The organism is Microbacterium sp. 2FI (assembly GCF_005502885.1).
Lineage (GTDB): Bacteria > Actinomycetota > Actinomycetes > Actinomycetales > Microbacteriaceae > Microbacterium.
Genome location: NZ_SCMR01000004.1, coordinates 110,433 through 131,615, shown reverse-complemented (window position 1 = coordinate 131,615; position 21,183 = coordinate 110,433). Strand labels below are relative to the sequence as shown.

Annotated in this window: 19 protein-coding genes; 12 read left to right on the top strand and 7 right to left on the bottom strand. The window is 70.4% G+C overall.

From position 1 onward, the window contains the following. Window positions 1-83: 83 nt before the first annotated feature. From FFS15_RS05900 to FFS15_RS05875, 6 genes are all read left to right on the top strand, one after another. Window positions 84-1,265, top strand: coding sequence for a spermidine/putrescine ABC transporter substrate-binding protein (locus FFS15_RS05900; RefSeq protein ID WP_137844080.1), 1,182 nt, complete (start codon window positions 84-86; stop codon window positions 1,263-1,265). Further along, complete coding sequence (locus tag FFS15_RS05895; protein ID WP_137844079.1) at window positions 1,258-2,205, top strand: ABC transporter permease; 948 nt, start codon at window positions 1,258-1,260, stop codon at window positions 2,203-2,205. The genes FFS15_RS05900 and FFS15_RS05895 overlap by 8 nt, the downstream gene beginning before the upstream one ends. Beyond that, entirely contained in the window at window positions 2,202-3,113 is a 912-nt protein-coding gene (locus tag FFS15_RS05890; protein ID WP_249353772.1) for an ABC transporter permease, read from the top strand. Before FFS15_RS05895 ends, FFS15_RS05890 begins: the two co-directional genes overlap by 4 nt. Before the next feature lie 8 nt (window positions 3,114-3,121). After that, the gene (locus FFS15_RS05885) at window positions 3,122-4,777 is read left to right on the top strand and encodes an amidohydrolase (RefSeq protein ID WP_137844078.1); all 1,656 of its coding nucleotides are present in this window, start codon (window positions 3,122-3,124) and stop codon (window positions 4,775-4,777) included. A gap of 126 nt (window positions 4,778-4,903) precedes the next feature. Further along, on the top strand, window positions 4,904-6,340 hold the full coding sequence (locus FFS15_RS05880; RefSeq protein WP_137844077.1) for an FAD-dependent oxidoreductase: 1,437 nt from the start codon (window positions 4,904-4,906) through the stop codon (window positions 6,338-6,340). After that, window positions 6,337-6,687, top strand: a complete 351-nt coding sequence (locus FFS15_RS05875) for a cupin domain-containing protein (protein WP_137844076.1) — start codon at window positions 6,337-6,339, stop codon at window positions 6,685-6,687. Before FFS15_RS05880 ends, FFS15_RS05875 begins: the two co-directional genes overlap by 4 nt. 194 nt (window positions 6,688-6,881) lie before the next feature. Here FFS15_RS05875 and FFS15_RS05870 read toward each other — a convergent pair whose 3' ends face one another. Further along, window positions 6,882-8,522, bottom strand: coding sequence for a PucR family transcriptional regulator (locus FFS15_RS05870; RefSeq protein ID WP_249353768.1), 1,641 nt, complete (start codon window positions 8,520-8,522; stop codon window positions 6,882-6,884). A gap of 113 nt (window positions 8,523-8,635) precedes the next feature. Between FFS15_RS05870 and FFS15_RS05865 the strand changes: the two genes are divergently transcribed. The 4 genes from FFS15_RS05865 (at window position 8,636) to FFS15_RS05850 (ending at window position 12,716) form a co-directional block, all read left to right on the top strand. After that, window positions 8,636-10,123, top strand: a complete 1,488-nt coding sequence (locus tag FFS15_RS05865; RefSeq protein WP_137844075.1) for a CoA-acylating methylmalonate-semialdehyde dehydrogenase — start codon at window positions 8,636-8,638, stop codon at window positions 10,121-10,123. 48 nt (window positions 10,124-10,171) lie between these two features. After that, on the top strand, window positions 10,172-11,536 hold the full coding sequence (locus FFS15_RS05860) for an aspartate aminotransferase family protein (protein ID WP_137844074.1): 1,365 nt from the start codon (window positions 10,172-10,174) through the stop codon (window positions 11,534-11,536). 140 nt (window positions 11,537-11,676) lie between these two features. Next, window positions 11,677-12,084: a transferase gene (locus tag FFS15_RS05855; protein WP_137844073.1), complete on the top strand. Its 408-nt coding sequence runs from the start codon at window positions 11,677-11,679 to the stop codon at window positions 12,082-12,084. 41 nt (window positions 12,085-12,125) lie between these two features. After that, the gene (locus FFS15_RS05850; RefSeq protein WP_137844072.1) at window positions 12,126-12,716 is read left to right on the top strand and encodes a thermonuclease family protein; all 591 of its coding nucleotides are present in this window, start codon (window positions 12,126-12,128) and stop codon (window positions 12,714-12,716) included. Between the two features lies 1 nt (window position 12,717). Here the strand turns inward: FFS15_RS05850 and FFS15_RS05845 are convergent, their stop codons facing one another. Beyond that, window positions 12,718-13,119 carry a DUF1304 domain-containing protein gene (locus tag FFS15_RS05845; RefSeq protein WP_137844071.1) on the bottom strand — a complete coding sequence of 134 codons (402 nt, stop codon included), beginning with the start codon at window positions 13,117-13,119 and terminating at the stop codon, window positions 12,718-12,720. 35 nt (window positions 13,120-13,154) lie between these two features. Between FFS15_RS05845 and FFS15_RS05840 the strand changes: the two genes are divergently transcribed. Then, a complete protein-coding gene (locus FFS15_RS05840) occupies window positions 13,155-13,901 on the top strand; it encodes a LysR family substrate-binding domain-containing protein (protein WP_137844070.1) in 747 nt (248 codons plus the stop codon). 220 nt (window positions 13,902-14,121) lie between these two features. On the opposite strand, the gene FFS15_RS05835 is transcribed toward FFS15_RS05840, so the two are convergent. From FFS15_RS05835 to FFS15_RS05820, 4 genes are read right to left on the bottom strand one after another with little or no spacing between them, the layout of a single operon-like run. Continuing rightward, window positions 14,122-16,617 carry a CHAT domain-containing tetratricopeptide repeat protein gene (locus FFS15_RS05835; protein WP_249353765.1) on the bottom strand — a complete coding sequence of 832 codons (2,496 nt, stop codon included), beginning with the start codon at window positions 16,615-16,617 and terminating at the stop codon, window positions 14,122-14,124. A gap of 38 nt (window positions 16,618-16,655) precedes the next feature. After that, window positions 16,656-18,353 (bottom strand): S8/S53 family peptidase, encoded by a 1,698-nt coding sequence (locus FFS15_RS05830; protein ID WP_137844069.1) that lies wholly within the window; start codon window positions 18,351-18,353, stop codon window positions 16,656-16,658. 54 nt (window positions 18,354-18,407) lie between these two features. Further along, a complete protein-coding gene (locus tag FFS15_RS05825; protein WP_137844068.1) occupies window positions 18,408-18,875 on the bottom strand; it encodes a hypothetical protein in 468 nt (155 codons plus the stop codon). After that, the gene (locus tag FFS15_RS05820; protein ID WP_137844067.1) at window positions 18,865-19,482 is read right to left on the bottom strand and encodes a sigma-70 family RNA polymerase sigma factor; all 618 of its coding nucleotides are present in this window, start codon (window positions 19,480-19,482) and stop codon (window positions 18,865-18,867) included. Before FFS15_RS05820 ends, FFS15_RS05825 begins: the two co-directional genes overlap by 11 nt. 125 nt (window positions 19,483-19,607) lie before the next feature. On the opposite strand from FFS15_RS05820, the gene FFS15_RS05815 reads away from it, so the two are divergent. Further along, on the top strand, window positions 19,608-20,357 hold the full coding sequence (locus tag FFS15_RS05815) for a GMP synthase (RefSeq protein ID WP_137844066.1): 750 nt from the start codon (window positions 19,608-19,610) through the stop codon (window positions 20,355-20,357). 7 nt (window positions 20,358-20,364) lie between these two features. On the opposite strand, the gene FFS15_RS05810 is transcribed toward FFS15_RS05815, so the two are convergent. Further along, window positions 20,365-21,165, bottom strand: coding sequence for a tryptophan-rich sensory protein (locus FFS15_RS05810; RefSeq protein WP_137844065.1), 801 nt, complete (start codon window positions 21,163-21,165; stop codon window positions 20,365-20,367). Window positions 21,166-21,183: the final 18 nt, after the last annotated feature.

Below are 21,183 nucleotides of genomic sequence, written 5' to 3'. Positions count from 1 at the left end.
CGTACCCCCACACCACGCACGACACCCGAACGCACGAACCGCACCACGCCCTCACCGGCTCCGACCCGAACCTGGAGACCCCGATGACCGAGTCCCGCAACCCGCTCCGCATCCTCGCCCCCGAGGGCTCGGCTCCCGCGATCATGCGCGAGCTGTCCCGTCGCCGCTTCCTCAGCTTCGCCGCCATCGCCGGCGGCGCCACGGTCCTCGCGGCGTGCTCGCCCGGCGGCGGCGCCGCGCCGGCACCGCAGGCGACCGGTGGCACCCTCGAAGACGCGCTGTCGGTCTACACCTGGGGCGACTACGACTCGCCCGACGTCGTGGCGTCGTTCACGGCCGAGCTCGGCCCCAAGGTCACGCTCGACTCGTACGCGTCGAACGAAGAGCTCATCGCGAAGCTCGTCGCGGCGAAGGGCACCTCCGGCTACGACATCGTCGTGCCCACCGGCGTGTTCATCCCCCAGATGATCGAGAACGGGCTCCTCACGAAGTTCAACAAGGACCTTCTGCCCAACATGTCGAACATCGACGCGGCGTACCTCGGTCGCGCGTGGGACCCGGGCAACGACTACTCCGTCTGCAAGGCGTGGGGCACCACCGGCTTCGTCTACGACAAGACCGTGATCACGCGCGAGCTCACCACGTGGGCCGACTTCTTCGACGCCGCCCAGAACGAGGCGAGCGGCAAGACGTCGATGTCGGACGACCCGGCCGGCGTCCTCGGCTCGTACTTCTGGGCGAACGACATGGACTGGAACACGGAAGACCCCGACGAGCTGGAGGCTGCCCGCGCGTTCCTCATCGAGGAGATCGCGCCGCACATCTCCGCGTTCGACTCGTACCCGAGCACCGCGATCGTCCAGGGCTCGCAGGTGCTCATGCAGTCCTGGAACGGCGAGGCCCGCCTCGGCATCGGAGAGTCGAGCGAGCCCGACCGCTGGCAGTGGGTGCTCCCCGGCCCCATCACCGAGCTGTGGATGGACAACTGGGCGATCGCCGCGGGCGCACCGCACCCGGAGGCCGCGCACGCGTTCATCGACTACTCGATGTCTCCCGAGAGCCTCGCCCTCAACCTCGACTACATCGGCTACAACGTCGGCGGCAAGGACATGGAGGCCGCAGCGGTCGAGGCCGGACTCGACTACACCGACCTCATCTTCTTCACGCCCGAGCAGCTCGAGACGATGCGCGAGCAGGAGCTCAACGACTCGCAGACGGTCCGCGTGGAGATCTACAACGAGATGAAGGCCGCCGCTGGTGCGTAGTCGCGCCGCCGGAGCCGCGCTCGCGGCACCCGCGTGGGCGTGGCTCCTCATCTTCTTCGTCGCCCCCGTGGCGATGGTCGTGTGGTTCAGCTTCGGCTACAAGCCCGGCATCTTCGGCACGCACGCGAACGACATCCTCTCGCTCGACCGCTACTTCGAGGCGATGTCGCCGACCTTCTTCGCGACCTTCCAGAACACGCTCGGCGTCGGAATCCTCGGCACCGTGCTGTGCTTCCTGATCGGCGCGCCGGTGGCGTACTGGATGGCCTTCAAGGTGAAGCCGTCGCGACGCGGCATCCTGATCGCACTCGTGCTCGTGCCGTTCTGGACGAACTTCCTCGTACGCACGATCGGGTGGCAGGTCATCCTCGCCCCCGAGGGCTGGATGTCGACGATCCTCCAGACGATCGGCGTGCTCGACGGCCCGCTCGAGCTGATGTACACCCGCACCGCGGTCCTCATCGGCGTCGTCTACAACTACCTGCCGCTGATGATCCTGCCCCTGTTCGTCGCCTTCGATCGCATCGGCCCAGCCCTGCGCGAGGCGTCGAAAGACCTGGGCGCCGGCAGGATCTCGACGTTCTTCCGCGTCACGCTCCCGCTGTCGCAGCCGGGCATCATCGCGGGCGTGCTGCTGGTGTTCATCCCGCTCATGGGCGACTACATCACCGCGACCGTCCTCGGCGGCGCGCGCGGCAACATGGTGGGCCAGCTCGTCGCGAGCCAGTTCCAGACCGCTCAGAACTGGGCACTGGGGTCGGCGATGGCGGTGCTGCTGATGCTCGTCATCACCCTCACCATCGGAATCGCCGCCGTCGTGATCTGGCTGGTCACGCTCCCCTTCCGCCACCGAAACCGTCTCGTCCTCGGCCCCGAGCCTGTGGCCACGGGCGAGCGGGTGGATGCCGTGGCCTCGACCCCCGAGAAGGTGACGACGTGACCCAGACGGCGACCGAGACGCTCCTGCGTCAGAACGAGCAGCCCGCGCAGAAGAGTCGTCCGCCGCGCGCGAAGCGCTCCTGGTCGGACATCGCGTTCGGGGTGTGGGGCGTGCTGGTGATGCTGTTCCTGTTCGCGCCGATCATCGTGATCGTCGTGTACTCGTTCAACACCGGCCGCCTCCTCGTGTCATGGGACGGCTTCGGGTTCGACGCGTTCCTCACGATCCTCGAGAAGCCCGCGATCCAGAACGCCGTGCGCGTCTCGCTCGTCACGGCGCTCATCTCGGCGATCATCGCGACGGCCCTCGGCACCCTCGCCGGCATCGCGATGGCCCGGCACCCCGGCAAGTGGGTCTGGTGGTTCCTGGGCCTGCTGCTGCTCGTCTCGGTGACCCCCGAGATCGTCGACGCGGTCGCGCTCCTGCCGTTCATGGTGTTCCTCGGGCAGGACCTCGGCATGTCGATCTTCAACGACGGCATAGTGCGCCTCTCGATCGGCTCGTCGCTGTTCGCCACCGCCGTGGTGTCGTACATCGTCCGCGCACGCCTGGTCGGGCAGGACGCCAACCTCGAAGAGGCCTCGAGCGACCTGTACGCGAAGCCCCTCACGACGTTCCGACGCATCACGCTCGCCCTCGCGATGCCCGCCGTCCTCGCCGGGTTCCTTCTGGCGTTCACGCTCAGCCTCGACAACACGATCATCGCGGCTTTCGTCCAGGTGTCGGGCACCACTCCGTGGCCGGTCTACGTGCTCAGCGCCCTGCGGTCGGGGCTTCGGCCCGAGATCGCAGCGGTGTCGACGATCATGCTGCTGCTTACCCTCGTGGCCCTCGCGCTCGTCGCCCTGGTGCTCAAGCGCGCCGGCGACTCGGCGACGCAGATCGCCCGCACCATGACGGGCGGCTGAGCCTCAGCATGCCGCACGCCGACCTCGTCTTCACGGGCGGTCCGGTCTTCACCGCGAACACCGTCCGCTCGCGCGCGAGCGCGGTGGCCGTCGCGAAGGGACGGGTCGTCGCGGTCGGCGGCGACGACGTGCACGAGCTCGTCGGGCCGAAGACCGAGATCGTCGATCTTCGAGGACGGATGCTGCTGCCGGGGTTCCAGGACGCACACGTGCATCCGGTGTGGGGCGGCCTCGACATGCTGCGCTGCGATCTCGCCGAACTCTCGACCGCGGCCGAGTACCTCGAGGCGATCGGCGAGTATGCCGCCGCCCACCCCGACGACGAGTGGGTGCTCGGCGGCGGATGGCAGATGTCGGCGTTCCCGGGCGGGACTCCGACGGCCGGGGCGCTGGACGCCGTGGTGCCCGATCGTCCGGCGTTCCTGCCGAACCGCGACGGCCACGGCGCGTGGGTGAACTCCGCGGCGCTGCGGCTCGCCGGCATCGACCGGAACACACCCGACCCCGCCGACGGCCGAATCGAGCGCGACGCCGACGGCAACCCGACCGGCACACTGCACGAGGGCGCCATGGGGCTGGTCAACCGGCACCTGCCGGAAGAGGCGCCCGAGCGCCTCGTCGAGGCCCTCCTGCTGGCGCAGCGCTACCTGCACTCCTACGGCATCACCGCATGGCAGGACGCCATCGTCGGCGCGTACGGGGATGCCGGCGACCCCGGCCCCGCCTACCTCGCCGCCGACGCGGCGGGTTCCCTCACGGCGCGTGTCGTGGGCGCGATCTGGTGGGACCGCAAGAAGGGTCTCGAGCAGATCCCGGAGCTCATCGAGCGACGGGCACGCGATCGCAGCGCCCGCTACGCCGCGACCAGCATCAAGATCATGCAGGACGGCGTCGCCGAGAACTTCACCGCCGCGATGCTCGAGCCGTACTGCGACGGCCACGGCCACTTCACCGACAACTCCGGCATCTCGTTCGTCGACCCGGCGGTGCTGAACGAGGCACTTCCACTGCTCGACGCCGAGGGATTCCAGGTGCACTTCCACGCGATCGGCGACCGGGCAGTCCGCGAGTGCCTCGACGCGGTCGAGCACGCGATCACCCGCAACGGCCGCGGCGACAACCGCCACCACATCGCACACATCCAGGTCGTGCACCCCGAAGACGTCCCGCGCTTCCGCGAGCTCGGTGTGGCGGCGAACATGCAGTCGCTGTGGGCGGCGCTCGACCCGCAGATGGTCGAACTGACCCTCCCGTTCCTCGGCTCGCCGCGCGACGCGTGGCAGTACCCGTTCGGCGATCTGCTGCGCTCGGGAGCGGTGCTGGCCGCGGGCAGCGACTGGTCCGTGTCGACGCCGAATCCGATGGCGGCGATCCACACCGCCGTCAACCGCACCGCGGCGCCCGGGCACGAGGAGGGCGAGCACGGCGCATTCCTCCTCGAGCAGGCGATCGACCTCGCGACCTCGCTGACCGCGTACACCGCGGGGTCGGCGTGGGTGAACCACCTCGACGCCGACACCGGCACGGTCGAGGTCGGCAAATACGCCGACTTCGCGATCCTCGACCGCGACCCGTTCGACGGACCGGCCGACGAGATCGGCGCGACGAGGGTGCTGCAGACCTTCGTCGAGGGCGCCCGCGTCTACGCCGCCCCCGACGCCTGAGCCGGAGATCTGGCGGATCCGGGCGGCATTTCGGCCGGATCGTCCTGATTTCACCGGACCGCCTGTTGCGGCATCCGGAGCACGACGCAAGATCGAGGGACCACACACGACAGGGAAGTGATAACCGTGGGCACGACCGTCTACGAACGCAGTCGCCCGGCAGCATCCGTCATCGAGCAGAGCCTGGCAGCGACGCGCCAGAGCGTCTTCTGGCTGGACGATCTCCCCGCGCAGCCCGACCGGCCGCGCTACTCGGGTGAGTCCACCGCCGACCTCGTGATCGTCGGCGCCGGATACACGGGCCTGTGGACTGCGCTTCTGGCCAAGCGCCGCGACCCCGAACTCCGGGTCGTCGTGCTCGAGGGCAAGCGCGTGGGCTGGGCAGCCTCCGGCCGCAACGGCGGCTTCTGCGACGCCAGCCTCACGCACGGCCGCGACAACGGCGTGAGCCGCTGGCCCGGCGAAATCGAGAAGCTCGACGCCCTCGGCCTCGCGAACCTCGACGGGATGGGCGACGACATCGCCGCGCACGGCATCGACGCCGACTGGGAGCGCGTCGGGGCCTTCGGGGTGGCCACCGAGCCGCATCAGCTCGCGTGGCTCGATGAGTGGAAGGCGGATGCCGACTCCCGTGGCGACTCCGGAGTGGTGCGCCTGTCCGAGGCGGAGGTGCAGGCATCCGTCGCCTCTCCCACGTATCTCGGGGCCGTGTGGGAGCAGCACACCACCGCGCTCGTGCACCCGGGCAAGCTCGTCGCGGGTCTCGCACGCGCCGCCGAAGAGGCGGGCGTGCGCATCTTCGAGAACTCGCCGGTGCACGCGATCGACGACTCCGGCGCCGACGTCAAGGTCGTCACGACCCATGGCCGCGTCACCACGCGGCGCGTCGCGCTCGCGACGAACGTCTTCCCGTCGCTGCTCACGCGCAACCGTCTGATGACCGTCCCTGTCTACGACTACGCGCTCATGACCGAGCCGCTGAGCGACGAGCAACTCGCCGCGATCGGCTGGAACGAGCGGCAGGGCATCAGCGATCTGGCGAACCAGTTCCACTACTACCGGCTGAGCCGGGACAACCGCATCCTCTTCGGCGGGTACGACGCGATCTACCACTACGGCCGCCGCGTGCGCGCTCAGTACGAGGATCGTCCGCAGACCTTCGAGCGACTCGCGAGCCATTTCTTCACGACCTTCCCGCAGTTGGAGGGTCTCGGCTTCAGCCACAAGTGGGCCGGCGCGATCGACACCTCGACCCAGTTCTGCGCGTTCTTCGGCACCGCCCGCAAGGGGCGCGTGGCGTATGCCGCAGGCTTCACCGGCCTCGGGGTCGCCGCGACGCGGTTCGCCGGCGATGTGATGCTCGACCTCCTGTGGGGCGAGAAGACCGAACGCACCGAGCTCGAGATGGTGCGCAAGCGCCCCCTGCCGTTCCCGCCCGAGCCGGCGGCCGCGATCGGCATCAACGCGACGCGCTGGTCGCTCGATCAGGCCGACCGCAACGAGGGCCGCCGCAACGTGCTGCTGAAGACGCTCGATGCCCTGGGCCTCGGATTCGACTCATGAGCCGGCTCACCTCGGGAGTGGCAGCGGATGCCGCGCACGTCCCCGTGCCGTTCGAGGCTCTCCCGCCCGAGCAGGTCGTCGCCGGGTCGCCCTCGACCCGCTACGTCGACCTCGATGAGGCCGACGGCCGCACGGTCGGCGTCTGGGAGCACACGCCAGGGGTCTCGCGCGACGTCGAGGCCGACGAGCTGTTCGTCGTGCTCGCAGGCTCCGGGCGCATCGAGTTCGAGGAGCCCCCGCTGCCTCCGATCGAGCTGCGCCCCGGGTCGATCGTGCGCCTGACCGCCGGCATGCAGACGGTCTGGACCGTGCGCGAGACCCTGCGGAAGGTCTACGTCACGCCCTGAGGCCCGGCTTCCGCCGGTTCGGGGCGTCGGCCGTTACGCTGCCTTCCGGGTTTGGGGCGCCATCCGCGCACGACACGCCGACCGTGCCCGCGTGTCGTGCTCGCAACGCGCCCCAAACCCCGGAAGGAGGGAGCCGGAACCGGCGACGTCTCCATCCGCCGGACGCGCGCGCCGGACGCGCGAGCCCGGCTGACTCACCGCCCGGCGGAACGCCTCACGAGCAGCGCGAGGTGCAGCGCGGTCTGGGTCTCGCCGTCGTCGAGATCGACGTCGAGCAGCTCCTCGATGAGGGCGATGCGCTGGTAGAAGACCGAGCGCGAGAGATGCGAGGCGGATGCTGCGGCCGTGCGGTTTCCGGGATGCGCGAGCATCGCCTCGAGCACGTCGAGCAGGTCGCCCGAGCGCGCGAGGTCGTGCACGATGAGCGGTGACAGCATCCGCTCACCGTGTTCGAGCACCCGGTAGTCGTCGCGCAGCGCCGTGACGAGCTGCACGAGCGGCCGATTCTCAGCCCGCCGCAGGTGCGGGCCTCGCGCCGCGCGGCGGCGGCGCCCGCGAGCGAGGTCGACGGCCTCGTGCAGCGACACCAGTGCGGCATCCACCCCGTCGGCGACCCGGCCGACCGAGACGGTGAGCCGGTCGATGTCTCCGGTGGGGTCGACCAGCGCCCGCGCGAAACCGAGCACCGCGGCGTCATCGAACACGGCGTCGGCGGGGAGCGACAGCAGGATCGCCGCAGACGGCGCCGCGACTCCGTCGGGAGCGGTGCCCATGATGAGGCGTCCGCGGAGAGCCCGAGCGGCGGCATCCGCAGCCTCCACCGTCACCGGCACACCCGAGAGCACGACGCCGTACAGCCGGGCCGAGCGCAGCGGAAGCCCGGCCGCCTCGAGCCGGGCCGCTGCACCCCCGGCACCGGCGAACCGCCCCGAGAGCAGTCCGTCGACGAGGCGGCGGCGCCCGATGCGTCCCCACTCATCGACGTCGCCGTCGGCGAGGCGCCCCACCGCGAGCGCGATCGCACCCTGCTCGAGAACGGCGGTGCGGCCGGCGGCGTGATCGGGCCCGGGAAGCGCGATGAGATTCCCCCAGCGGATGCCGCGCGCCTCGACCGGCACGATGAGCCAGTCCTCGGCTGCCGGAGCGATGCCCCGTTCGCGACGCTGGTCGCTGCGGCGGTGGGCCGAGCGCGAGCGCAGCTCCCACTCGGTGAACAGTTCCTCCTCGAGGGCGAGCGGCACTTCGGCGGCGACGACCTCGAAGGCGAGGTTCTCGAGGATGACGGGGGCGCCGAGCGTCTGCGCGAGCTGGTGCACGATGAAGTCGGCGGGCGACCCGCGCAGGGCGAGCGCGGTGAAGCGCTCGCGCACCTCGTCGCGGGCGCGGAGAGCGTCGGTCTGCCCCGCGATGATGTGGCTGTGCACGGCCTCGGTGAGGGTGACGAACTTCACCTCGCGGTGGAGGATCACGAGCGCCAGACCCCGCTCGGCGGCGCTCTCGACGACGACTGCGGGCACGTACCGGTAGTGCGTGCCGAGCTCGAGCACGAGGCCCGAGAGCCCCGCGTCGACGAGCTCGCCGATGAAGCGCCGGAGGTCGGTGGGGTCTTCAGGCCACGACGAGCCGGTCGACAGCAGCAGCTCGCCACCGTCGAGCAGGCGCGCGACGCCGGAGCTGTCGGAGACGTGCAGCCACCGCACGCGGGCGTCGAGTGCGGCATCGCCCACGAGCACCTCGGGAACACCCTGGACGACCGCGTCGAGGGCGAGCACCTCCCGCACGGTGGGGAGCGTCTCGTAGGTCGATCTGTCTGCCGGACGATCCGTCTGGATCATCCGATCTTCGCGACGGACGGGCACCGTCTGGCCCCCTCCTCATTGGCAAACTGGGACGAAAGAAGCCTAGTCGATGCCGGTCGATCTGTCCGGACCAGGGAAGGACCCCGCCCATGACGCTCATTCGCCACCTCGTCGAAGGCCGCGAGACCGGCAGCGATCGCCGCACCGGACCCGTCTTCGATCCCGCCACCGGAGAGGTCCAGCGCGAGGTCGTCTTCGCTACGGCAACCGATGTCGAGACGGCCATCGCCGCGGCGAAGGCCGCGCTGCCGGGGTGGCGCGCGACGGGCCTCATCAAGCGCGCGGACGTGTTCTTCCGCCTGCGTCAGCTTCTCGTCGAGCGCCAGGACGAACTCGCCGCGATCATCACGAGCGAGCACGGCAAGGTGCTCTCCGACGCCGCCGGCGAGATCAGCCGCGGCATCGAGAACGTCGAGTTCGCGGCCGGCCTCGTGCACCTGCTCAAGGGCGAGCGCAGCGAGCAGGTCTCGCGCGGCGTCGACGTGCACTCGGTCAAGCAGCCGGTCGGCGTCGTCGGCGCGATCACGCCCTTCAACTTCCCCGTGATGGTGCCGCTGTGGATGACGGCATCCGCCATCGCCTGCGGCAACACCGTCGTGCTCAAGCCCAGCGAGAAGGACCCGAGCGCCGCCGTCTTCCTCGCGAAGCTGTACGAAGAGGCCGGGCTTCCCGCCGGCGTCCTCAACGTCGTGCACGGCGACAAGGTCGCCGTCGACACGCTCCTCGACTCCCCCGACGTCAAGGCCGTGAGCTTCGTCGGCTCGACGCCCGTGGCGAAGTCGATCTACGAGCGCGCGACCGCCAACGGCAAGCGCGTCCAGGCTCTGGGCGGCGCAAAGAACCACATGGTCGTCATGGCGGATGCCGACCTCGACGGCGCCGCCGACGCCGCCGTGTCGGCCGCCTACGGTTCGGCCGGCGAGCGGTGCATGGCCGTCTCGGTGCTCGTCGCCGTGGGCGACCACGTGGCCGACAGCCTCATCGAGAAGGTCTCCGAGCGCGTGGCCGCGCTCAAGATCGGCGCCGGCAGCGACCCGGCTTCGGAGATGGGCCCGCTCATCACGCGCGAGCACCGCGACAAGGTCGCCTCCTACGTCACGGGCGCCGAGGCGGAGGGCGCGCGCGTCGTCATCGACGGCACGACGCAGCAGTTCGACTCGAACGGCTTCTTCATCGGCGTGAGCCTCATCGATCAGGTCAAGCCCGGCATGAAGGTGTACGACGACGAGATCTTCGGCCCGGTGCTCGCGGTCGTCCGCGTCGAGACCTACGACGATGCCGTCGCCCTCATCAACGCCAACCCCTACGCGAACGGCACCGCCATCTTCACCCGCGACGGCGGCACCGCACGTCGCTTCGAGGTCGACATCGAGGTGGGCATGGTCGGCGTCAACGTGCCGATCCCGGTACCGGTCGGCGCGTACTCGTTCGGCGGCTGGAAGAACTCGCTCTTCGGTGACTCGCACATCTACGGCCCCGAGTCGGTGCACTTCTACACGCGCTCGAAGGTCGTGACCACCCGCTGGCCCGACCACACCCCCACGCAGGTCGACCTCGGCTTCCCGAGCAACCACTGACCCCGTTTCGTCTCGCTTCGCTCGCTCAACGACCGCAGGAAACCGCACATGACCCTCATCGCACCCCACACCGACCTCGACGCCGACGCGCGCGTGCGCGCCGACGACCGCGGGCACGTCTTCCACTCGTGGAGCGCGCAGGCGCTCATCGATCCGCTGCCGGTCGCCGGCGGCGAGGGATCGACGTTCTGGGACTACGCCGGCAACTCCTACCTCGACTTCAGCTCGCAGCTGGTGAACCTGAACCTCGGGCACCAGCATCCCGATCTCGTCGAGGCGATCCAGCGACAGGCGGGCCGTCTCGCGACGATCCAGCCCTCGATGGCCAACGATGTGCGCGGCGACCTCGCCCGGCGCATCGCCGGGGTCGCGGGCCCCGGCTTCGAGAAGGTCTTCTTCACCAACGGCGGCGCCGACGCGAACGAGAACGCGGTGCGCATGGCGCGGCTCGTGACCGGCCGCCGCAAGGTGCTGTCGATGTACCGCAGCTATCACGGCAACACCTCGACCGCGATCGCGCTGACCGGCGATCCCCGCCGCTGGCCGAACGAGCCGGCCGACGGGTCGGTCGCGAAGTTCTTCGGGCCGTACCCGTACCGCTCGGCGTTCCACTCGTCCTCGCCCGAGGAAGAGGCGCAGCGGGCGCTCGAGCACCTCGAGCAGACGATCATCCTCGAGGGCGCGGTCACGATCGCCGCCATCGTGATCGAGACGATCGTCGGCACGAACGGCGTGCTCGTGCCGCCGCCCGGCTATCTCGCCGGCGTCCGCGAACTCTGCGACCGATACGGCATCGTCTACATCGCCGACGAGGTGATGGTGGGCTTCGGCCGAGTGGGCGAGTGGTTCGCGTTCCAGGCCTTCGACGTGCAGCCCGACCTCATCACCTTCGCGAAGGGCGTGAACTCGGGCTACGTGCCGCTCGGCGGCGTCGTGATCTCGGATCGCATCGCCGCTCACTTCGACACCCTCGCGTTCCCGGGGGGTCTCACGTACTCCGGCCACCCGCTCGCGTGCGCCGCGGGTGTCGCGACGTTCGAGGTGTTCGAGCGCGACGGCATCCTCGAGCGCGTCCGCGACCTCGGGTCGCGGGTCGTCGAGCCGCGCCTGCGCGAGATGGCGCTCCGGCATCCGTCCATCGGCGATGTCCGCGGCATGGGCCTGTTCTGGGCGATCGAGCTCGTGAAGGATCGCGAGACGCGCGAGCCGCTCGTCCCGTTCAACGCGAGCGGAGCGGATGCCGCCCCGGTCGCCGCCGTCGCGGCAGTCTGCAAGCGCGACGGACTCTGGCCGTTCACCCACTTCAACCGGGTGCACGTGGCCCCTCCCCTCGTGATCCGAGAGGACGAGCTCGTATGCGGACTCGACATCCTCGACCGCGCCCTGTCGGCCGCCGACGAGCACATCCGCTAGAAGGCGCGCCCCATGGCAATCCGGATCCCTTGCTGATTCGAATACCTGGTGCATCCGAAACGACCGATGCGCGGGAATGAATCATCGAGGGATCCGGTTATTGCTGATCTCGGCGCCGAGGTGCGTCGCAGGAGGGGACCGTGGGCAAGAACTACGTCGACATCGAAAACGACCGTGGCGAGACGCTGCGTTACCGCAAGCACGCCAACGGACGGGGCTTGATCGCGCACGGCGCGAAGGTGCACCCGACCGCCACCGTGGAAGCGGGTGCATACGTCGAGCCGGGCGTGCAGATCGCAGCGGGCGCGCGCGTCGGACGCGGTGTGTGGGTCGAGACGGATGCCGTCATCGGTCCTGACGTCGAGATCGCGCCGCACGCCCACATCGGCCATGGCGCAGCCATCGGCGCCGGAGCCAAGATCGGCGTCCGCACGCAGGTCGGCACCGGCGCCCGTGTGGCCGGAGGAGCACTGATCGGCGACGACCAGACGATCGCCGACGGCGAGCGCGTCGCGACCGATCGTCGCGGACTCCACCTCGCCGCCTGATCCGGCGCGGCCGGGCCTACGCCGACTGATACGTTTTCGGCGTGAGGCGCTTTCTGGTCACGGTGGCGGTGCTGCTCACCGCCGTCGGGATCATCGCGGCGACGATCTGGCTGTTCAACGCCACGGCCGAGGTGGGCAACACACCGTCACCCGGCCCTGACGCCGCGGCGGCGGCATCCGATACTCCCGAACGCCCGGCCGACGCCTTCGCGATGACCGTCGAGTATGTGATCGACGGCGACACCGTCAAGGCCCGTGTCGTCGAGCCCAACGAGGTTCTGCCCACGACCGAGCCGATCTCCGTGCGGTTGATCGGCATCGACACCCCCGAGGTGCATCCCGACACGGAGTGCTGGGGAGTCGAGGCCAGCGCGAGCCTCAGCGCGCTGCTGCCCGAGGGCTCGACGGTGTGGGCGGCGCCCGACGAGGAGTGGCGCGACCGCTACGACCGGGCTCTGCTGTATCTGTGGGCCGAGGACGGGCGCTTCCTCAATCTCGAGCTCGTACGGGCGGGAGATGCCGAGACCCTCGTCGTCGAGCCGAACGACGCCTACAGCGCCCTGTTCGCCGAGGCCGAGGCGTCGGCGCGGGCCGAGGGCGTCGGCCAGTGGGACACCTGCGCGGCTCGCTGAGTCAGGCGAACAGGATCAGGACGAACCCGATGAGCGGGAGAGTTCCCTGCAACAGCGCTGCACGCAGGTACTTGAGGCCCGTCGTCAGCAGCACGAGGGATGCCGCGACCATCGACCCGAGCGAGAAGAGCACCAGGGTGAGGCCCGCCACCGCGAGGGGGGTGTCTTCACCGGCGCCGGCCCAGTACAGCACGAGGCCGAGGAACGTGCCGATCGCGAGGAACAGGTTGTAGAAGCCCTGGTTGTACGCCATCGGCTTCGTCACCTCTGCGGCGGCCTGGTCGGCGACGCCGAACCGCTTCCAGATCTTCGGCTGCGTCCACTGCACGCTCTCCATCACGAAGATGTACACGTGCAGCAGCGCCGCCAGCGCTGCGACTGCCGTCGCGATGATCGCCACCATGATCGAACGATAGCGCCCCGGCTACGCTGAGCGATATGAGCAAAGGCGGGGGTGCGCGGCCGCAGCCGGGCAAGAAGGGCCGTGGTGCGGCATCCCGTCGCTCGAGTGGCACCCCGAAGCGCGCGCCCGCGCCTCGACAGAAGCGCCCGGCCGCGCCCGCGGTCGACCCGACGCCCGCACCCGTCGAGCCCGGCACCTTCGCCCTCGGCGCGATTCCCGGCGCGACCCCCGGCCGGTGGATCGACGTCTGGAAGGACCGGATGCCGCACGTCGAGCTCTCGCTCGTCCCCCTCACCGTCGCCGACCAGCGTGCTGCGCTCGTCGCGGGCGACGTCGACGCCGCCATCGTGCGGCTGCCGATCGAACGCGAGGGACTTCACCTCATCCCGCTCTACGACGAGGTGCCGGTCGTCGTGAGCGCGAGCGACTCGCACCTCACCGCGGCCGACGAACTCGAGCTCTCCGACCTCGTGGGCGAAGTCGTGATCACACCGCTCGACGACGTGCTCGGCATCCAGGTCTCAGGGGCCGTCGCGCCCCGCTTCGCGCCGCCGGCCGACACCGCCGAGGCCATCGCGACCGTCGCCACGGGCGTCGGCATCGTGATCGTGCCGATGTCGCTCGCGCGCCTGCACCACCGGAAAGACACCGAGTACCGGCCGCTGCGCGACGGTCCTTCGTCATCCGTCGCGTTCGCGTGGGTGACCGACGACGCATCGCCGCACGTCGAAACCTTCGTCGGCATCGTCCGCGGCCGCACCGCCAACTCGTCGCGCGGCTGATCCGTGGCCATCGCCGCCGGGGCGTGCGACGGGGGATGTCGCCGACCTGGATCTCTGCGACATCCCCCGTCAGAGCCGGCTTCGAAGGCGCCCCGTGCCCGAACACGTCCCCAACGCCTGCTGCCCCCAGCATCCGAGACCGAAGTTCCGGATCACATGAAGCCTGCTCCACTGATTCAGAGCACGGCGCCGGGTTCCTGATACCTCCCGACGGGAAAGTTCAGAATCCCGCACCGTGCACCTGGAACGGCGCGACGATGCCGGTGCGCTCGGATGCCGCCGCGAGAGCCTCCGAGGGCGACACCCCGGCGGCAAGCCCGTCGTGCATCGCCGCCAGGAGCTCGCAGGCATCGTCGTCGGCGACGATGACGGGCGCGGCGACCACGCAGCGTGTTCCCGCATGCAGCCAGATCCGGGTCATGCCGACGGCCTCCTCGCCCCATGCCACCGACGACCGCCCCACCTCGCACGCCGAGAGCACGACGGTAGCGGGCACCTGGGGAATGAGGTCGATGTCGTAGCCGAACAGGGTGCCGTCGACGAGCTCCAGCCCCGAGAACATGGGGTTGTCGGCGGCATGGCGTCCGTGCGCGGCGATGTGCAGCACGTCGACCTCGCGCGCGAGCGCCGTGACCGCCGACGCCGTCGCTTCGGCGCCGCGCAGCGCGATCGGTCCATCCCACGACTCAGCCGCGCGCGCGACCTCCTCCTCGCTGCGGGGAACCCGCGGACCCGAGACGAATCCGGCGGGCCGCGTGGGTGCGCTGCGGGTGCGCTCGAAAGACGCCCACCGGCTCGCCGAAACCGCGACGGTGAACGCCCGCCCTGCCATTCCGGGCAGCATGGCCCACGGCACGCCGTTCAGCACTCCGGGGACGGCGAGCGCCAGCCACCGCACATCGCTGACCGCCGTCACGGGATCAAGCAGTGCGCGGGACAGCGCGGCGAGCCGATCGGCGAGCGCTTCGCGGACGACGCCCGCCATCGGCCCGGAGCGGATCGCAGCCTCCATGTCGAGGTCGGCGCGCAGACCGTTCAGCAGTGCGCGGGTCTGCGACCAATCCGGGAGATCCACCAACCGTGCGCCGTCGCGCGTGGCAACGAGAGCGACGAGTCGCTCACCGGAATACACATACGAGACGAACGCAGTGTCGCCCGGCAGCCCCTCCTGGAGCTCTGTCAGGCCGACTCGACCCGTTACCGCTGCCGGGGCGGTATCGGACCACTGCCGATCTCGTGCACGCTCGCGCAGCTCGCGGGCACGAGGGGAATCGAGCCAGTTGACCGCCGGATCGTCGGCGCGCAGCATGCGCAGCTCGGAGAGGTCCGCCGCCAGCTCGGGATCGGGCGGCGGTCGCAGCGGCACGACTTCCTGACTCAGATGACGGGCCCGCTCGGACCAGTCGAACAGGGTCTCGACGTTCTCGGATTCAACGGCCGAACGCAGACCGAGGAACATCAGCCCGGCACTGTGCATCCCCACCGAGGTCTGCAGGTCAACACTCCCGAACGACCGTCGCCAATCGGCGACCATGTCCAGCCCGCCGCCCGCGAGCCGACGCGCGGACGCGCCCTTGCCCATCGCCGCGGCGCGCTCCGCCCGCACTTCGTGCGCAAGGATGCGCACTTCGAGCGGCTCGCTCCGGCCGACTCTCACCGTGCCGCCGTCGCGGTCACCGCGACGCGCGAGCGCGAGCTTCCACGTGAGGTTGAGCGCACGCGCTTCGCTGCGGAAGCCGTGCCGCTCCAGCTCGGCCACGGCCGTGCGGACCTCACCTGCCGGCGGCAGCCTGCGCCGTGGAGACCCCGCCGCTCGCGCGCGCACACCCCCCGCCGACTCGACGCTGTCAGTCTGGAGGGCGGCACGCAGCCGCACGCCTTCGGAACGGGCGTGCCACGCACCGACGCCCAGAGCACGAAAGCGCCGCGACGCGATCGCCGCGACCTTCGCGGCGCGGGGCGGATCGTGCGCGAGCATCGAGCGCGCGAGGTGGAACTCCGCCTCGGCGCGCGACTGCGGCATCCGGTGAGCGCCGAACACGCGCGCGACGTCTTCGAGGATCCTCTCGGCATCGCTCGTGAGGCCGGCATCGCGCAGTACCTCAGCGCGATCGAGATCGCCGATCGCCAATGCCACCGGCGACAGGCCCTCGAGCGACGCTCGCGCGAGCCGCATCTCGTGGAGCGCCCCGACGAGGTCTCCGCCGAGGAGCATGATGTACCCCTCGTTGTGGCGGGCCTGCGCCGCATCGATCTCGAGTCCGAGTCCGGTGAAGATGCGGGTGGCCGCATCGGCGTCTTCCGACGCCTTCGCAAGCGCACGTCGATGGATGTTGACGAGGCTGCGGTTCACGAGCAGGTTCGCCCGGGCGAGCGGGGCATCGTCGAGGCCGTCGATCCCCCGCGTGAGCCACCGCTCTGCGACGTCCAGCCGGCCGACCCGCTCCGCGACCGATCCCATCTGTCCGGCCAGGAGTGCGAGCGACTGGGGCTGCAGCCCCGGCAGCCGGAGCGCCTCTTCGCAGACGCGCTCGGCCTCGTCGGGCTCGCCGGTGCGCACGAGCACCGCGGCCAGGGTTCCGGCGATGCGCGCGCGCATGTCGACGTCTGCCGCATGATCGGCGGCATCCGTCAGTACATGCCTCGCCTCGATCAGCCGGCCGGTGTTGACCAGCTCGACCGCGCGGCGATGCATCCCCTCCAGGTCGGGTCCCACGCGACCATCATGGCGACCGCCGCGCGATTTCGCACGTCTCAGACGGCGATCGGCCCCCGCTTCCGGTTCGCCTTCACAATGCTCTTCTCTGCCGCGCGCAACAGCCTCACACGCTCCGCGACATCAACAGGCCCCTTCGCCAGTGGCTCGACGAGCGCATTGGCCAGGGCAGCCGCGACGTCGGGAGCGGCGAAAGACGTGCCGCTCCAGATCGCGAAGCCAGCCGCGAAGTCGTCGGGGTCGATCGTCTCGCGGAGCACGCCCCATTCCTCGTCACGCGTTCCCGGCTGAACATCGCCGTTCAGCTTCGGAAAGGTGCTGAGCACCGATGCGCCGGGGGCGTACGTGCGCACCCACGGGCCGAGGTTGCTGAAGAGCGCCATCGACCGATTCGGGTTGAGCGCGCCGACCGAGATGTGCGGCGCTCCGTCGTCAGCCCCCTCGAGAGTGAAGCCCGCTCCGCGCCACTGCCACAGCGCGGCGGGGAAAGCCGGCCTGTCGGTGGATTCGTTGCCGGCCGAGCACACGACCGCGATCCCGCTCCGGCGCGCACGCGTGAGCAGATCGGCCAGGGCCCGGTCGAAGAGGGTTCGGGTCGGGGTCTCGTGGTAATAGCCGAGCGAGAGGTTCAGAACGTCGAGCTTCCCCCCGGTCGCGTCGTTCCAGTCCAGCAGCGCATCGAGGGCTTCGATGAGCTCGCCTTCGATCACCGTGCCGTCGGCATCGGCGACGCGCACCGCGACGATCTCGGCGTCGGGGCAGATCTGCCGGACGATGCCCGCGATGAACGTGCCGTGCCCGACCGCTTCGTCGAGGTAGCCGTCGTACGGGCCCAGCACGTCGCCGTGGGTCTCGGGGTCGGTGTCGGGATCGGTGATGCCGATGCTCGTCGGCGGCTCGCTGAGGCGGGTGACGACCGAGTCGAGCCAGCGGTGGCGCCCGCAGCCGGTATCGAGGATGGCGACACGCGGGCGGCGGCCCGTGGCGGACGGCTTCGTGGTCTCGCGGGGTGCCGCGCCGACGAAGTCGACCACCTGTCGTCCACCGCTGCCGGGCTCTGCGTAGGTCTCAGAACCCGGGCCGTTGACGTACGGGTTCGTCCGCGGGTACGGGTTGGTGCGGGGGTACGGGTTCGTCCGCGGATACGGGTCGAGCGTGAGCACGTGGTCGAGACCGACGTTCTCGAGCAGGGCGAGTCCGCCCTTGCTCGCCTGCGCGTCCTCGGTTTCGTCGACGGCATCCGCCGACCCGGTCTCGGACGCCTCGCGCAGGACGCGCGCGCGGGCGCGCTGGAGCACGCGCCACGCGTCGATCGGCGGCACCGGCTGGTCGTCCTTGCCGATCTTGGGGTCGCGGTAGATGCGGACGCGGCGCACGGCCCCGGGCTGCATGTCGGGATCGATGGGCGCGAGATCGGGAGGCACGGGGCCGGCCTCGCTGTCCACGTCGGGTCCTGGGGGCTGCTCCTCCCCCGCCACGCGATTCTCGACGACACTCCAGCCGAACTCGGATGCGGCCTCCTGGAGTCGACGCGTGAGTTCGCTCAGCTGATCGGGGCGCGTCACGAGGAGCCGGTCCGGCAGATACCTCGTGGGGTAGGCGGGCACAGCATCCAGTGCCTCGACAGTGGGATCCAGCGGCACGCCGACGCTGCGACGCGCGTCCAGACGCTCCTGCCAACTCAACCGGGGTGTCTTCAGATGCACGGCGTCGTCATCGGGGGGCACATCCGACATGTCTTCTCCTCATGCGTGGCGGATGCCGCGGCGACGGCCGCGGCACCGGTCGTGTCAAACTTCGAACTGGGGTGTCTGGAAGTCGTGCAGCTCGCCATCGGCATCGCGGACGACCATGCGGATGCGTGCCATGCCGGACGTGACGTCGTCGAAGGCGAAGCGGCCGTGCTCGCCGGCTTCGGCGGACCACTCCCGGTCGCCCTGGGTGAGACGGATCGCGAGGGCTGCGGCATCCACCCATCCGTCGACCCGGCGCCTGTCGCCTTCGGTCGCCGTGACGTGCAGGAGCACGCTCGTGGAGCCGTTCGTGAACTGCAGCGTCGCGGTGTCGGCGTCGCCGCGGACGGCGGCGAGCGAGCTCTCGACGAGAGTCAGAAGCGCATACTCGCGCGAGAGGTCTTCGACGGCGACGGCGGCGACCATGCGGTCCACGAGGTCGGCGGGCACCGGATCCACCTCCGCCCACATGCCGCGCATTCGAGCGAAGAGCGCCGCATCGGCGGCGAAGTCCTCAGTGTCCATCATCGTCTCCTCCCCATCCGTCGCCCTCGAGTACGGCGCGGAGTTTGGCGAGACAGCGCTGGCGGGTCGGCCCGATGGACCCGATCGGCATCGCCAGATCCTGGGCGATGCGCGCATAGTCGGGTCGGTCCTCGAACGCGACGATCCGCAGCAGACGCTGGCATCGGTCGTTGAGCGTCGCGACCGCGATCCACAGGCGCCGGGATTCGTCGTCTGTGGCTGCGGTCTGCTCGGCGGATTCGTGGACGGGCAGGTGCGGTTCGAGCGACTCGGCTTCGGTCGCGTCCGCACGGCGGTGCAGCTTGCCGACGCGCCACGCCTCGCGGCGAGCGCACATCGTCAGCCATCCCGACACCGCCTGGGGGTCGTTGATCGACTCGTGACGGCGCACGAGCGTCATCCAGGTCGTCTGCACGACGTCCTGCGCCAGGGCGGGGTCGAGACCGTACGCGCGCACGACGTGCCAGAGGGGCGGGGTCATGAGACGGACGAGTTCGTCCATCGCGCGACCGTCGCCCTCGCGCCACCGCAGGAAGAGTGCGGCGGCACGCTCCCAGCGCGCCGGCTCTGCTGAGTCGACGGCTGCTTCGGCGCCCGCGTGCGTCATAGGGCCCATTGTGTCCACACCTACACAGAGAGCGATAGTGCCGAGCTGATACATCCACGTCGATGGGAATTTCACACGACGTCACGTCCTCGCCCGCCGAGGCGCCGCCGACCTAGAATTCCTCCATGACGACCGCGCCGCTGCTCTATGTCTGCGTGCGGCCGCAGCAGGGCGCGGCAGCGGCCGAGTACGAGTCCTTCCGCACGGCGATGCGGCTCGAGAAGGCCGACCTCGCGCAGCTCGATCTCGTGCGCGAGCCCCTGGCCGACGACGTCTTCGAGCGGTTCGCAGGCCTCGTGATCGGCGGCAGCCCCTTCAACGTCACCGACCCCGAGTCCACCAAGACCGACGCGCAGCGGGCGCTCGAGGCCGGCCTCGAGCGCATCGCCGAGCGCACGGCCACCGGCGACGGACCGGCCGCGCTCTTCACCTGCTACGGGATCGGCGTCGCGACGCGGCACCTCGGCGGCGAGGTCAGCCGCGCATACCCGGAAGACACCGGACCCGTCGGCGTCGAGCTCACCGACGCCGGGCGGTCCGATCCCCTCTTCGGCGGACTCGCCACGCGGTTCACGGCGCTCACAGCCCACAAGGAGGGCACCGCGATAGCGCCGCCCGGGTCGGTGCTGCTCGCGCAGAACGACGGATGCCCGGTGCAGGCGTATCGCGTGGGCGACCACCTCTACGCGACCCAGTTCCACCCCGAGCCCACGACCCGCGCCTTCACCGAGCGTATGGCCGTCTACCGCGACGACGGGTACTTCGACGCCAGCGCGTTCGACGCCGTCGCGGGGCGCGTGCTCGCGGCATCCGTCACCGAGCCCGCCCGCATGCTGCGCGCGTTCGCGGCGCGCTTCGGCCCGGCGGCCGACTGAGCAGGGCTCAGACCTCGGCGTTGCGCACGTCAGCTGCGCGGTGGATCACCGTGCCGACGAGCGGAACGAGCAGCACGATCAGCGCGACCACGATCGCCGTGATGCCGATCGCAGTGTTCGGCGGCTCGAGCACCAGGCGCCCGACGGCGATCCAGCCGAGCCCCCACGACATCGCAAGACCCGGAGCGACGCGCCATCCGCTCGCCCACGCGATGGCGACGCCGATCACGGCGACGACCACGAGCACGGCGATCCCCCACGCTGCTGCGGCATCCGCCCACGACGACGGCGCGATCTGCGTGAGCCACGCGGTCGTATTGGCGACGCTCGCAAGCGTCACCCACCCGAGGTGCAGGCCCGTGACGCCGTCGATGAGCAGCGCGTCGACGACGCCGCGTCCGGGGCGCAGCACCGCGCGGCGGAAAGTCACGCCGAGCGCGGCGAGCAGCACGAAGATCGCGAGCACCGTGAGTGGCAGCGTCGCGAACTGCGCCGTGACGAGCCACAGCCCGTTGAGCACCATGGTGGCGGCGATCAGCCAGCCGAGGTCGCGCTGACGCGAGCGGCTGCGCTGCCGCGGGAACGCCTGCCACACGGTGTACCCGAACAGGCCGACGTAGATCACCGTCCAGATCGAGAAGGCGGAGCTCGCCGGCGCCAGGTACGAGCCATCGGCGGCAAGCGCGCCGTCCTGCAGGTCTTGCACGGGGGTTCCGCCGAACACCCCCACGCCGACCATCGCGGCGACGATCATGAAGCAGAAGGCGCTGATGACGACGATCTGCCGGGCGAGGTCTTTGGAGGCCATGACTCCACGATACGAACC